Below are 13,432 nucleotides of genomic sequence, written 5' to 3'. Positions count from 1 at the left end.
TAATTAGTGATGATTTTGAAAGCAGTATCAAAATTTATCGCAAAAACCTTTCTCTGGAATACATTACAGGTTATTTAATTGAATACGCTCTTTCGGTTGATAACATTTTCGTTATCATTATGATATTGATTTCCTTTAATGTTCAGGAAAAGTATTATAAAAAAGTACTTCTTTGGGGTATTTTAGGTGCAATCATCATGCGTTTTATTTTCATATTTCTGAGTGCAGCTTTAATCCAAAAGTTTGGTTGGGTCCTCTATATTTTTGGTGGCTTACTAATATTTACCGGAATACGCATGTTCCTCACTCGAAATGAGGAGGAAAAAATTAATACAGCTGATCATCCAATTGTAAAATTTGCATCCAAGTTTTTTCGTGTTTACCCGCATTTTGTAGTGCATCGATTTTTTATCAGTAAAAATAAAAAAATTCAAATAACACCCTTGTTTCTGGTGCTATTAGTTATTGAATTTACAGATGTTATTTTTGCTGTGGATTCAGTACCAGCCATATTTTCAATCACTAAAGATCCTTATATAGTATTCTTCTCAAATATATTTGCAATTTTGGGCTTACGTTCTCTCTTCTTTCTGGTTATGAATATCATCAACATTTTCCATTATTTAAAATTGGGTTTATCCTTTCTGCTGACCTTTATTGGAGCTAAAATGCTAGTACATCATTGGTTAGAAGAAATTGGATTTACAACTGCACATTCCCTTTATGTTGTATTAGGTATTCTTTCCTTGAGTATTCTTGCTTCCGTTATTTTCCCTAAAAAGAAAGTAGTAGATAACCTAGAAGAAAAGTCCAGTGACCAAACATCTTAACATCACTGTTTTTGGCCTTGTGCAAGGAGTTGGATACAGATCACAAAAAATAGCTATTTCTTTTAACTTAAAGGTTTGTTAGAAATCGAAAAAAACAACACTGTTTTAATTGAAGTTGAAGGATCAGAATCCCGATTATTGGAATTTATTAGTTGGTGCAAAAATGGACCGACAAATGCGGAAGTTCAGGAAGTAGAATGGAATGAATCAGAAATTATTGGATTTATAACTTTCGATATTAAACATAAAAAAAACGCCCTCAAATTGAGAGCGTCCTAAAATTTAAATATTCAATTTTCTAAAAGAAATAATAGGCAGCCAATAATAATCTTAGATTGGATACTTCTTCGGCATTTTGAACCTGACCCAATGAATTATTTGTAGCCACGCTACCATAAGCTGCAACAGTGTATTCACATTCTGCTGCAAAACGAGCTTTGCCCATGTTATAAATTATTCGGGGCGAAATTCTGTAGACATAATCAATATTGCTTCCCCTGCTTTTATAAGACGCAGCGCTTGTCCAATCCATTATATTTGAATACGAACCCATGTTTTTAGTAAAACCAGCGAAAACACCTGTTTGAAATCCTTTACCATTTGTGTGAAATTCTGTCCATATAGATAAATTATCCATGGTAGTATATTCCAATAAATCCTTATTGATCATATTGGTATCATCTGTATATGCATGAGCATAGCCACCTAACATTAACAAATCAAATAAATTCTGACCATAAACACCTTCCAGTTTTACGGTTATATCTTTGGTTTGCATTTTCATATAAGCCAATCCTGATAAACCTTGAACTAATTGATTAGCTTGATATCCTGCAGCACTTTCTAATCGTGGACGTAAAGCTTTGGCATCACCGGATACTCCTGCCACAAACATGCTTCCTTTGTCTTTATTTTCTGTTTTGTATTGAAGTTTAACATTCATTGCTGGTATTACAGCATTTCGCAAGGAAGTTGAGCCACCAGGAGAAGCAAAGTCACGTTGCGACATGGCCGTTACAGTTAAACTCAAATCACCAAAAAAGCGTGTAAACCTAATCTGTGGGTTTCTTGAAAAAGGTTGAAAAGGAACTCCAGTATTAAAAGAAACTACGCCTGGAAAGCAATCTGTAATAAACAAAGCATGCCAGGTTTGCCCAAGTAATAACTCTGTTTTTTCCCAATTCAGTTTCATATACGCATGACGCAAACGAAAACCATTAATATCTCCATCGGTATGACCAAAGAATGCACCTTCAATTAGTCCGGAAGTTTTAGCTCCAAAGGCATCAGGACCTGTTATAGCTCCCTTTAGTCTGGTTTGTATGGAAAGAAAATTAAAGCTGGGTGCAGCATTAATATCCATACCATCATTGTCTGGATCAACATTTTTAGGATACAACAAAAAATGACCTTCGCGAACAGCTGTTGTTTGACGGCTATCAAAAAAGAAGTCGTTCTTAACAAATCCTGAAAATTTAATTCCATACGATTTTTCGGCATCTTTCTCTTGTGCTTTCAGGAAAAATGGCGAAATAAATAATAATAAAAAAAGTATATTTTTGTTCATAACATGTGTTTTTGTTGGATGTAAATCTACCCAATTTTATAAAAAAAAATAACTTAATTTTCAAATTGTCTAACTTTGTATTCTAAATAGCTATACTTCATTTTATTAAGCTTAATACCCTATGAAATTTTTCATCCTGCATATATTCGTTTTAGTCCCAATATTTTGTTTCGCTCAATTCAATACTACTAGTTTCGCTACAATTGACGCAATTGATTTTGATATAGAATTATTTCCAAAAGGATCCATATCAAAAGCATTTATGAATCAGCCTTTATTATTGATGGACGATGAAGTAAAACCCACTATGTATTTATTAGGTGAATTGGATGCTGATAGGCATTACACCAGTTACTCATCATTTGGAGCATCCTTTTTCAGTAGTATGCTCTTCCCTCCTGCAGGTTTAATTACATCAACTATTTTATCATTTGCTCCGCCAAAAGAAATTAATTTCGGACTTCCAGAGGATAAATTAGCTTTATTAAAAGATGAATATTATTACGATGGTTACGCAAAAGCAAGTCGCAAGAAAAAAATATGGAGAAGTTGGGGAGGTTTTGTAACAGGAACAGCTTTCTTTTATGCAGGTTTAAGAATGGTTGGTTACAATCTTGAAGATTATCTTTTTAAATAGAGATTATGTTTGATAATACGAAACCCTACACCTTTGATCGTGTAATAAGAATTGCTATATCAGCGGTAATTATTTATGCGGCAATATACTTGTTAGGCTATTTAAGTAGTGTTTTAATACCTTTTGCAATTGCGGTGTTACTCGCTTACCTGATAAATCCACTGACCAATTGGCTTACCAAAAAGCTAAAGATTCGAATAATAGCCGTAATCCTAAGCCTTCTAGCCATTGCTGCTGTATTAGTTCTTGCCTCATTTCTACTTTTTCCTCTTATTTTAAAAGAATTTGGTCACATATGGAGTTTGTTACAAACACTTTATAACAATTTAAATACGAATGGCCAGCTGAGTGAAGGGCTACCAAATAAAATTAATGAAATCCTTTTAAATTTATGGCAAACAAAAGAGTTTCAGGATGTAATAAGCAGTGAAGGATTATTCGGAGCTATAATGGATATTGGAAAAAAATTCCTTCCGGAACTGATCAATATACTTGGTGCACTCTGGACTTTTTTCACAGGTCTGTTAGGAATCTTAATTGTTCTTCTTTATTTGATATTTATACTCTTGTATTATGAAAGAATACGAAAAGGATGGAAAGAGCTAATTCCTGAACGATTTAAAAAACAAGTACTTGGTTTTGTATATGAGTTTGAAGATATCATGAATCGATATTTTCGAAATCAGGCATTAGTTGCCGGAACTGTTGGTATTTTGTTCGCAACAGGCTTTGGTATTATCGGACTCCCTCTGGGAATTTTGATTGGCTTGGGAATGGGTGTTTTAAATATGGTACCTTACCTTCAAATTGTTGGATATATTCCAATCTTTTTTTCTGTTACACTATACTCACTTGACCATAGTGGCGGATTTTGGATGATGGCTGGCTTGGCAACACTGGTCGTTGCAATTGTTCAAACCTTTCAAGATTTGGTGCTTATTCCAACCATTATGGGGCGTGTTACAGGTTTTAATCCAGCAATGATTTTATTATCCATCACCATTTGGGGTAAGCTTTTAGGATTGTTCGGATTAATAATAGCCTTGCCTATAACATATTTATTATTGGCTTACTATCGTAGATTTATCCTGGAAATATCTCCACCCGAAAAAAACAGAAGAGACAATAATCCACCTGCGACCTAAGCTTTGTTTCTTATTCTAAACTGCTTAAAGGAACATATTTGTTCATCGGTGGATATTTTCAATACATTATTTCTATGCGAATCATAATATATTGTTAATTTTGTCCTTATTAATAGTAAGTCGTATTATTACAGAATGGCAAAAATCAAATATAAATTCAATCCGGATAATTTAGCTTTTGAGAAATTCAAGCGCTCAAGGGTTGAATGGATAATGCGACTTGGAGGAATAATTTCTTCCTTCATTATCATCACCTTTGGTTTTTACCTCATTGTTTCATTCTTTTTTGAAACTCCACGAGAAAAAATTCAGAATCGGGAAATAGAATATCTCGTACTCCAAAACAAGTTGCAAAAAGAACGGGTTGAGTCACTAAACAATATTGTTGATGAACTTGAAAACCGCGATGAAAATATTTATCGAAATATTTTTGAAGCTGAGCCCATTCCTCAGAGTATTCGTGATGCCGGTTATGGAGGGGTTGAAAAATATGCCAATCTGGAAGGATATTCCAATTCTGATTTGGCAATAGAATCCCAAAAGCAAATTGATAAGCTATCGAAAAAACTGTATATACTTTCAAAGTCCTACGATCAACTGGAGATCATGGCTGAGAAAAAAGGGGAAATGCTAGCTTCAATTCCTGCCATACAACCAGTTAAAACAGAAAAAAAAGTGCGTATTGCTTCCGGTTTTGGCTGGCGTGTACATCCTTTATACAAAGTAATGAAGTTTCATGAAGGTTTGGATTTCTCAGGTTCTATTGGTACCGATATTTATGCAACAGGTGATGGAACGGTAGTCGAAGTTGAATATTCACGCAGAGGATATGGTAACAAAGTGGTAATCTCCCATGGATTTGGATATAAAACATTGTATGCACATATGCATAAATTCAATGTGCGCAGAGGGCAAAAAGTAAAAAGAGGTGAAAAAATTGGGGTGATTGGAAATACAGGGCTTTCTACTGGTCCGCATTTGCATTATGAGGTTATTTTGAATGGAAAGAAATTAAATCCGGTTTATTTTTTCCATAATGATTTAACACCAGCTGAATACGAAAAAGTTCTTCAGCTTGCTGAACAAGCCAATCAGGCTCTTGATTAAAATGGAAAAAGCAACCCAATTCGACAAATTATATTATTCTATCAGTGAAGTAGCTGAAATGATGGAGGTAAACTCTTCCTTGATTCGATTCTGGGAAAAGGAATTTTCAGCTTTTGTGAAGCCTAAGAAAAACCGGAACGGCAAACGCATGTTTACTGCAGCTGATATCGAAATCCTTAAAAATATCTATTTTCTCACAAAAGAAAAGGGCTATACACTTACAGGTGCACGCAACTATTTAAATGCCGGAAAAAAAAACCTGGATAAAAACATTTACCTTAGCGAATCTCTCAAAAACATCAAAGGATTTTTATTGGATCTGAGGAATCAACTAAATGATTAATACAGCCATGTCTGCTAATACACTCAGAGAGAAAATTGCTAAACTAATCATTCGAATACGTAAACGCCAACAAAAAAATACTTCTCAGCGAATAAATTACGCTGATGCCGAGATTGTTGGAGTCATCTACAGAAGAGTTAATAAAACCGGTGCATCTCAAGTTGAAGATTTTATTGAAAAACTTCAAAAAGATGGAAAAAAAGTCTACTCTTTAGAATATATTGCCAAGGAAATTGATTCCGATTATCACCTGAAAGAACTTAATCATTTTGCATTACGAGATGAAGATTTGAATTTCCTGAAAATTCCAAAAAAAGATATTTTCAATAATTTCTGTAATAAGAAATTCGACATGTTAATTAATTTGTCTCTGGCAAACCACCTCCAACTGCATTACATTGGTGCTCTTTGTAGATCTTCCATGAAAGTAGGATTTTATTTTGAAGGATATTCTGACTATTATGATTTTATGGTGGACGCAAAAGGAAGCCTCGATTTTAAGGAACATGCAAATACCATGTTGTCGTTTATAAAACAAATTAATAAAAACTAAGAAGAATGATTTTCAAAGGATTAGGTGTTGCAGTTATCACACCATTTACTAAATCACTGGATATAGATTTTGTCGCATTCAACAAAATTATTACAAACCTGATAGAAAATGGCGCTGATTATCTTGTTTTAATGGGAACCACAGCTGAATCACCAACCTTAAATAAACAGGAAAAAAGACAACTGATTGATGCTGCTATTGAAATAAACCAAGCCAGAATTCCAATCGTTGTTGGAATTGGTGGTAATAATACAATAGAAGTTGCAAAGGATTTTAAAACATTCGATTTTGCGGGTGTAAGTGGAATTCTGTCAGTATCTCCATATTACAACAAACCTAGTCAGCAAGGTATCTACAATCATTATAAGATTTTGGCAGAGGCAACAGATGTGCCTATAATTATGTACAATGTACCCGGCAGAACATCTTCCAACATGACAGCCGAAACCAGTCTTCGCTTAGCACATGATTTTCAGAATATAGTGGCTGTTAAAGAGGCTTCTGGAGATTTGGAGCAAATCATGCAAATAATCAAAAACAAGCCAACCGATTTTATGGTGATTTCAGGGGATGATTTATTAGCCCTTCCCCAAATGGCCATAGGAATGGATGGTGTAATTTCAGTAATAGGTAATGCTTTTCCTTTTGAATTTTCAAACATGTTGAAACTTGCTTCATCAAATATTACTGATGCTCGGCTAATTCATTATAAATTACAGGAGTTAATTCGGTTGATTTTTGAAGAAGGCAATCCGGTTGGTATTAAGGTTCTTTTAAATCAGATGAATTATTGTGACATACATGTTCGACCACCAGTTTACAAAGCTAGCGACCAACTTATTGAAAAAATAAAAAAGGAACTCTCTTTATTTAATGCTTAAAACCTGAGTTCAGGTTTAAAATGGAGCTTCATCATCTTCATCATCATCACTCGCACGTGAGTTTATTGTAATAATCCCATCGCTATCATTATCATTCAGATAATTGTCTGTTAAATTACTAAAGCGAGCAAATTTGCTAATGAATTTCAGATTTACTGTAGTTGTACTACCATGTCTGTTTTTTGCAATAATCAGCTCAGCTAAACCTTGTACAGGATTGTGATCTTCATCTTCAGTCAGTCCATAATACTCTGGCCTATAAATAAACATAACCTGGTCAGCATCTTGTTCAATTGATCCGGATTCTCTCAAGTCAGACAAAATTGGTCGTTTATTGCTTCCCCTTTTCTCAACTTCACGACTAAGCTGAGACAGAGCGACAACAGGCACATTCAATTCTTTTGCCAGCCCCTTCAATGCTCTGGAAATCTGTGATATTTCCTGTTCTCTGTTTGTATTTTTCCGCTGATCGATATGGGCATTCATCAACTGTAAGTAGTCAATGATAATCATTTCAATATTATGCTGACTTTTTAATCTCCGACACTTGGCTCTCAGTTCGAAAACATTGATACCCGGGGTGTCATCAATAAAAATATTGGCCTTTGACAGTTTATCAATTTTTGTATTCAGCTGTTGCCACTCATAGCTTTCCAAATTACCACTTCTTAATTTCTCAGAATCGAGTTCTGCTTCGGCTGAAATTAAACGTTGAACAAGCTGAATAGATGACATTTCCAAAGAAAAAATGGCTACACCCCTACCAAATTCAACTGACGCATTTCTGGCCATGGATAGAACAAATGAGGTTTTTCCCATACCCGGTCTGGAAGCAATAATAATCAAATCCGAGGGTTGCCAACCTGATGTAACCCTATCCAGATCAAAATAACCACTGGGTACTCCCGATAAGCCACCTTTATCCTTATTCTTGCTCATTTCCTCAATCGCTTCCAGCGATTTGGTAATTAAGGTGCTCATGGGTGTGTAACTTCCCTTCAGGTTTCCTTGTGCTACATTATACAATTCACGTTCTGCCTTATCGAGTAAATCAAAAACATCAGTTGTTTCGTCATAGGCTTCACGCTGAACATCGCTGGAAATTTTAATTAATTCCCGTAGAATAAACTTTTCTACTAAAATACGGGTGTGGTAATCGATATTTGCAGAGCTACCAACTCTATTTGTTAATTCAGCTATATAATAGGCTCCTCCCACTTGTTCGAGGCTTCCCCTATTTCGAAGCTCATTGGTAACCGTTAGTATATCGATGGGTTTACTATTCTCGAATAAACCAATAATAGCTCTATAAATTTCCTTATGCTCATCTCTGTAAAAAACATCAGCATTAAGCATATCCAAAACATCTATTAACGCATCTTTTTCCAGCATTAATGCACCCAACACAGCTTCTTCAATATGCACGGCTTGAGGGGGTAATTTCCCGAACTCTACCATTTGCCCCATAGACTGAGGTACTTTTTTTCTTATTGAAGCAAGCTTCTCACTAAATGAATCAGTTTTTTTCTCCATTAAAATTCCCCAAATACGTCAATCAGTTCATTAATTTTTCTGACCTAAAAATACATCACTATACTATTTCAACATAACAAGATTTACTGATAAACTGTTATCAACAAAAGGCCAATATTTTGTGCAAATATTGTGGAAACAATTTAATTAGCTTAGCTAATATATTAAAAATCAGCATCCTATATTCCACAAAATTCACTTAAATAATAAATATAATTTCGATAATATCTAAATAATTAAAAATGGCATTTTGATTTACAAGGTTCAGAGGCATTAATTATTTCGCTATTATTTTTCTACATTTTTTTCTGAATTCAACAATGCTCATAACAAACTGTTATTCTTACTATTACACGCAATATTCACACAATTAAACACTTACAAAAACCGAAATTAAAAAGCAAATATTTATAGATAATCTAAGATCACTTCATACAGCTTATTTATTATAAATAAATATTCATAAGTATTAGTTTTTCAATGAATAATAGTGATTCACTATCTTCATTATTTTTTGCTTTAAATAATAGATAAAAAAAAGGCTGAAATCAATTTGACTCAGCCCTTAATAATCATATTACAGAAAGCTTAATGTGCTGCTCCTTTAACTTCAAATTTTCCGTTTGATGTCTCAACAACTTTCTTCAACCACCAATCTGGGTAGCCAGGTTGGTCAGGTCCTGCAGGATAACCAGTTGCTGTTCTCTCAAACATACCTTCTTTTTCTTTTTTGATGTTACCATCAATATATTTAGTCAGAAGAAATTCACCCAATTCACGCCAGTCATCTACTAAATTATTCGCTGTATTCACTGAATAATTGGTAATGAATTCAATTGCTAATTCTGGATTTTGCGCATAAAGTGTTTTAGCAGCATTATCAATAACAGGTGTAAGCTCAGCATATTTTTTCTCGAAAGCTTGTTGCTTTACTCTTACATCTTTAATCATATAACTATAACGGGAGTAGGTCCAGTTAGAGACGAAATTAAAAACCCAAAATGCTGCATCCCAAGAAAACGTAAGTAAATCACCATTCCCAACTGCATATGATTCAGGGACTTTGGTAATACCACAATACATTGGCGTATAAACGGTTGTATTGGCATCATCTACGCTAAACCAATGTATTCCACCTATTGGATCGGGCAACCAGTTCCTCGATTGTGAAACAAATGAAAATCCGGTTTGCTGTGTAGCAGTTGCTCTTTCATTACAATAAACTACGCTATCAACTTCCCAGGTTAATGGTCTCCATCTATAGGGTAATTCCCATGGGCCTGCACCAATATCTTTACTCATATCCCAATCAGTTCCTTCTAAATGATCTCTCATATATTTCATCAAATCCTGAGCAGAAACTTTTTTATCAGGTTTAATCCATAAAGGCATTCTGTTTTTTGCAAATTCGTTTTTACCATGTTTGATTACACCAGATGCATAATCAGCATATTTACCCATTTTGCTGTTTACATCTTTGAAGAATGACCAAACACGCATTTCACAAAAACGAGCTCCACCAAAGTCAACTGGTGCGTATACATCGGAAAAACTAAAATCTTTGTCTTTGCCAGAATACCATCCCTTTGCACGTGCAAAACTGACTACATCAGGTGCATGAAAAACAGTTTGGCTTTCATTAAACCAGTCATTTTTTTCCTGAAAATCGAAAGTTGTAATTCTTGCCTGATTTGCATGGGCACAGACATAACCATCTGGTACTAGCAAAGCAACCCAAAGGGCTCCTTTTTGGCCTTCTCCTTTGCCAATCAGTTCCATAATCCAAACTTCATTTTTATCTGAAATGGAAAAAGATTCGCCACTACTGTAGTATCCATATTCATCGAAAAGACCAGCAATTACTTTGATTGCTTCACGCGCTGTTTTTGCTCTTTGCAAAGCCAGCCACATTAAGCTACCATAATCAACTATTCCGCTATGAAAGTTTGACAATTCAGATCGGCCACCATAAGTTGTTTCACCAATCGACACCTGATGTTCATTCATATTACCAACAACTGAATACGTATGTGAAACTTGTTTGATACTACCAAGTAACTTCTTGGTGTCCCATTCAATTACATCAACCATCGCATTTGATGGGTAATCCATAGCAGGTGTATAATATAATTCACCATACAATACATGAGCGTCAGCTGCGTAGGTAATCATTGTGGAACCATCTACAGAAGCACCTTTTGTTACCAAAAAATTGGTACATGCTTGTGTATAATTGAATCCAATCAATAATACCAATACTAATAAGGACAAATGTTTTTTCATTTTGTTCAATTTATAATTTAAAAATCAATAGCTGGCAAATATACTATAATTGCAAGAGAAATTTAATTCAAAATAGAAATGCTATTTGTGCCCAAGAAAAGAGTGTAAGACAGCATAAAGTCTCTGCTTTCGAATGGGCTTAGGAATATATTCGTCACAGCCTGCTTGCTTACTTTTTTCTTTTTCGTTTGACATGGCGAAAGCGGTAATTGCCACCACTGGAATATCTTTCCTGAATTTCTTGATATTCTGGGTTGCTTCATAGCCATTCATTTCAGGCATTTGTACATCCATTAATACGGCATCGATGTCTAAATCTTGCTTACAGACTCTGACTGCCTCATCTCCTTGCTTCACCCAAATCAATGAAACATGTGTTGGTTCCAATATTTTTTCTAGAATTCTGAAGTTCGAATCTATATCCTCTGCAATGAGTATTTTTTTACCGGTCCAGTCGGGTGCAGTTTGCAATTCCAAAACTGAGTTTTCAGGTTGATTTATTTGGTCTTTTGCTTCTTTATTATAAGGTAAATTAAAAAAGAATTTTGATCCAACTCCAAGTTTAGAATCTACCCATAAATCACCACCAAGGAAATTCACCAGGTTCTTGGAAATTGTAAGACCTAAGCCTGTTCCTCCATGCTCTCGTGTCAGCGTGTTTTTTGCTTGTGAAAAACGATCAAAAATGATACTAATATCTTCTGAGGTCATACCTATACCCGTATCACAAACACAGAACTGTATAGTATTTCCCTTTAGTTCATAACTAATTTTAATACTACCATCTTGCGTAAATTTAAATGCATTACTTAACAAATTTGTTAAAACCTGACGTAAACGATTTGGATCATTGAATAGTATAACGTCATTAGAATCATCCAGCTTGCATATTTCAAAGACGACATTACTTTTTTCAGATTTAACAATTAATTCATTGAATGAATGATAAACTTCTTTCAATAAGGTATTCAATGAAAACTCTACTTTTCGAATTCGAAGTTCACCTGATTCAATTTTGGAGATGTCGATGATATCATCAATTAAGCTCAGTAATGCATTTACGTTTTTCTGAATCACAGTTACAAATTCAGATTTCTCCTCATTGTTATAGTAAGGATCTTCTAAGAAACTTGTAAAGCCAACAATGGCATTCATGGGTGTTCGAATTTCATGTGACATATTGGCCAGGAAAGCAGTTTTTAGCCGATCTGATTCTTCTGCTTTTTCACGCGATTCTTTAAGCTTTAATTCAAAGTTTTTGCGATCGGTTAAGTCAAGCATAAAAACGATCATTTGATCTTTGGCTTCTCCGATTAAAACATAGCCAATCAGCACCCAAATTATTTTTCCATTAAAGTTGATTAATTGTTTTTCATAGGGAGTGCATGAACCATTTAGTTTGGCTTCTAACATTTTTTGTTCGTCAAGAACATAAAATTCTTTGGGAGTTTGTTTTTTCCAATCAATTTTTTCTCCAACGATTTCGTTATTAGCGTAGCCTAAAATTCGCTTGAATTCTTTATTTGCATTTTTCACAATGCCACTGGTTGAACAAAAACAAGTTCCTGCTACCCCAGATTCAAAAAATGCCCTTAATTTTTCCTCATTTTCGCGAAGGGCATTTTCAGCAACTTTTCGTTCTACCGATAATCCGATTTGGGTAGACACAAAGCTTAGCATTTCTAAATCCTTAGTAGAATAAGCATTCTCATCGCTATAACTTTGTACTATTAATGCACCTATTATTCGGTTTGATGCCTTTAAAGGCACACCCAACCATACTTTGCATATTTCTCCTTTATTAACAACTTCTTTACTCTTGATTAGTTTTTCAATTTCAGATTGATGTAGTAAAAGCCCGGTCTTTTCTTTTAATAAATATTTTGTGAGCGATTTCCCTATGGGTAAGGATGTAAAACTATCTTTTTCGTCAACAAAAAATGGAGACGAAATTGTATCAGAGTTTTCATCGTATAAGGAAATAATAAAATTTGATGTATCAATAACCCGACTTAGTTCTAAACGGATCACATTAAATAACTCAACAAGGTCTTTTGTAATATTTACTGCATTAGCTATTTTAAATACAACCGATTGAATATTTTCTGTTCGCTTTTTAGCAGTAATATCGCGAACTGCCATAACTTTCACAACTTGCCCTTTATAGTCCATCGACTTGATGCGAACTTGTGCATCAAACAACTGACCGTCTTTCTTCAAGCCGATGATATCAACTGGTTTGTCTTTTACTCCTGTTAATCTGTTTTGTATAATTTTTCTATAATCAGGTGCAAATAATGAGGTAATTTCTTTGTTTCTTAATTCATTAATAGAGTAATCAAACATTTCTGCGGCAGTTTGATTGGTCTCAATTAAAATTCCACTTGAAGTAATTAATATAGACTCAAAAGTTGCGTTTGACAACGTACGGAATTTAGCTTCACTTTTCTCAAGTTTCTCTTTTGCTTTCCTTTCAGCAGTAACATCCAATCCAAATTCAGCAACACCAATTACGTTGTTTTTTTTATTTTTAATGGGGTAAGCTCTGAAATT

The 13,432-nt window shown here is 34.4% G+C and carries 12 protein-coding genes; 8 read left to right on the top strand and 4 right to left on the bottom strand.

The window, feature by feature from the left end; translation table 11 throughout:
* Positions 1-830, top strand: an 830-nt coding sequence (locus HOG71_09850; protein MBT5991138.1) for a TerC/Alx family metal homeostasis membrane protein, incomplete at its 5' end; no start/stop codon positions are given.
* Positions 831-905: 75 nt separating this feature from the next.
* A complete protein-coding gene (locus tag HOG71_09845) occupies positions 906-1,109 on the top strand; it encodes a hypothetical protein (protein ID MBT5991137.1) in 204 nt (67 codons plus the stop codon).
* Between the two features lie 19 nt (positions 1,110-1,128).
* On the opposite strand, the gene HOG71_09840 is transcribed toward HOG71_09845, so the two are convergent.
* Positions 1,129-2,397 carry a hypothetical protein gene (locus tag HOG71_09840; GenBank protein ID MBT5991136.1) on the bottom strand — a complete coding sequence of 423 codons (1,269 nt, stop codon included), beginning with the start codon at positions 2,395-2,397 and terminating at the stop codon, positions 1,129-1,131.
* A 121-nt stretch (positions 2,398-2,518) separates the two neighbouring features.
* Between HOG71_09840 and HOG71_09835 the strand changes: the two genes are divergently transcribed.
* From HOG71_09835 to HOG71_09810, 6 genes are all read left to right on the top strand, one after another.
* Positions 2,519-3,034 (top strand): hypothetical protein, encoded by a 516-nt coding sequence (locus tag HOG71_09835; GenBank protein ID MBT5991135.1) that lies wholly within the window; start codon positions 2,519-2,521, stop codon positions 3,032-3,034.
* Positions 3,035-3,039: 5 nt separating this feature from the next.
* Positions 3,040-4,179 carry an AI-2E family transporter gene (locus HOG71_09830; GenBank protein ID MBT5991134.1) on the top strand — a complete coding sequence of 380 codons (1,140 nt, stop codon included), beginning with the start codon at positions 3,040-3,042 and terminating at the stop codon, positions 4,177-4,179.
* Positions 4,180-4,314: 135 nt separating this feature from the next.
* The gene (locus HOG71_09825) at positions 4,315-5,286 is read left to right on the top strand and encodes a M23 family metallopeptidase (protein MBT5991133.1); all 972 of its coding nucleotides are present in this window, start codon (positions 4,315-4,317) and stop codon (positions 5,284-5,286) included.
* Between the two features lies 1 nt (position 5,287).
* Complete coding sequence (locus HOG71_09820; GenBank protein MBT5991132.1) at positions 5,288-5,629, top strand: MerR family transcriptional regulator; 342 nt, start codon at positions 5,288-5,290, stop codon at positions 5,627-5,629.
* On the top strand, positions 5,622-6,182 hold the full coding sequence (locus HOG71_09815) for a hypothetical protein (protein MBT5991131.1): 561 nt from the start codon (positions 5,622-5,624) through the stop codon (positions 6,180-6,182). Before HOG71_09820 ends, HOG71_09815 begins: the two co-directional genes overlap by 8 nt.
* A gap of 5 nt (positions 6,183-6,187) precedes the next feature.
* Positions 6,188-7,063 carry a 4-hydroxy-tetrahydrodipicolinate synthase gene (locus tag HOG71_09810; GenBank protein ID MBT5991130.1) on the top strand — a complete coding sequence of 292 codons (876 nt, stop codon included), beginning with the start codon at positions 6,188-6,190 and terminating at the stop codon, positions 7,061-7,063.
* 15 nt (positions 7,064-7,078) lie between these two features.
* On the opposite strand, the gene dnaB is transcribed toward HOG71_09810, so the two are convergent.
* From dnaB to HOG71_09795, 3 genes are all read right to left on the bottom strand, one after another.
* Entirely contained in the window at positions 7,079-8,596 is a 1,518-nt protein-coding gene (gene dnaB / locus HOG71_09805) for a replicative DNA helicase (protein MBT5991129.1), read from the bottom strand.
* A gap of 588 nt (positions 8,597-9,184) precedes the next feature.
* Complete coding sequence (locus tag HOG71_09800; GenBank protein MBT5991128.1) at positions 9,185-10,879, bottom strand: dipeptidase; 1,695 nt, start codon at positions 10,877-10,879, stop codon at positions 9,185-9,187.
* Positions 10,880-10,960: 81 nt separating this feature from the next.
* Positions 10,961-13,432: PAS domain S-box protein (locus tag HOG71_09795; protein MBT5991127.1), on the bottom strand; the 2,472-nt coding region annotated here is incomplete at its 5' end.

The organism is Bacteroidota bacterium (assembly GCA_018698135.1).
GTDB lineage: Bacteria > Bacteroidota > Bacteroidia > CAILMK01 > JAAYUY01 > JABINZ01.
The sequence above is the reverse complement of the archived record's forward strand: the minus strand, read 5'-3'. Positions and strand labels throughout refer to the sequence as shown.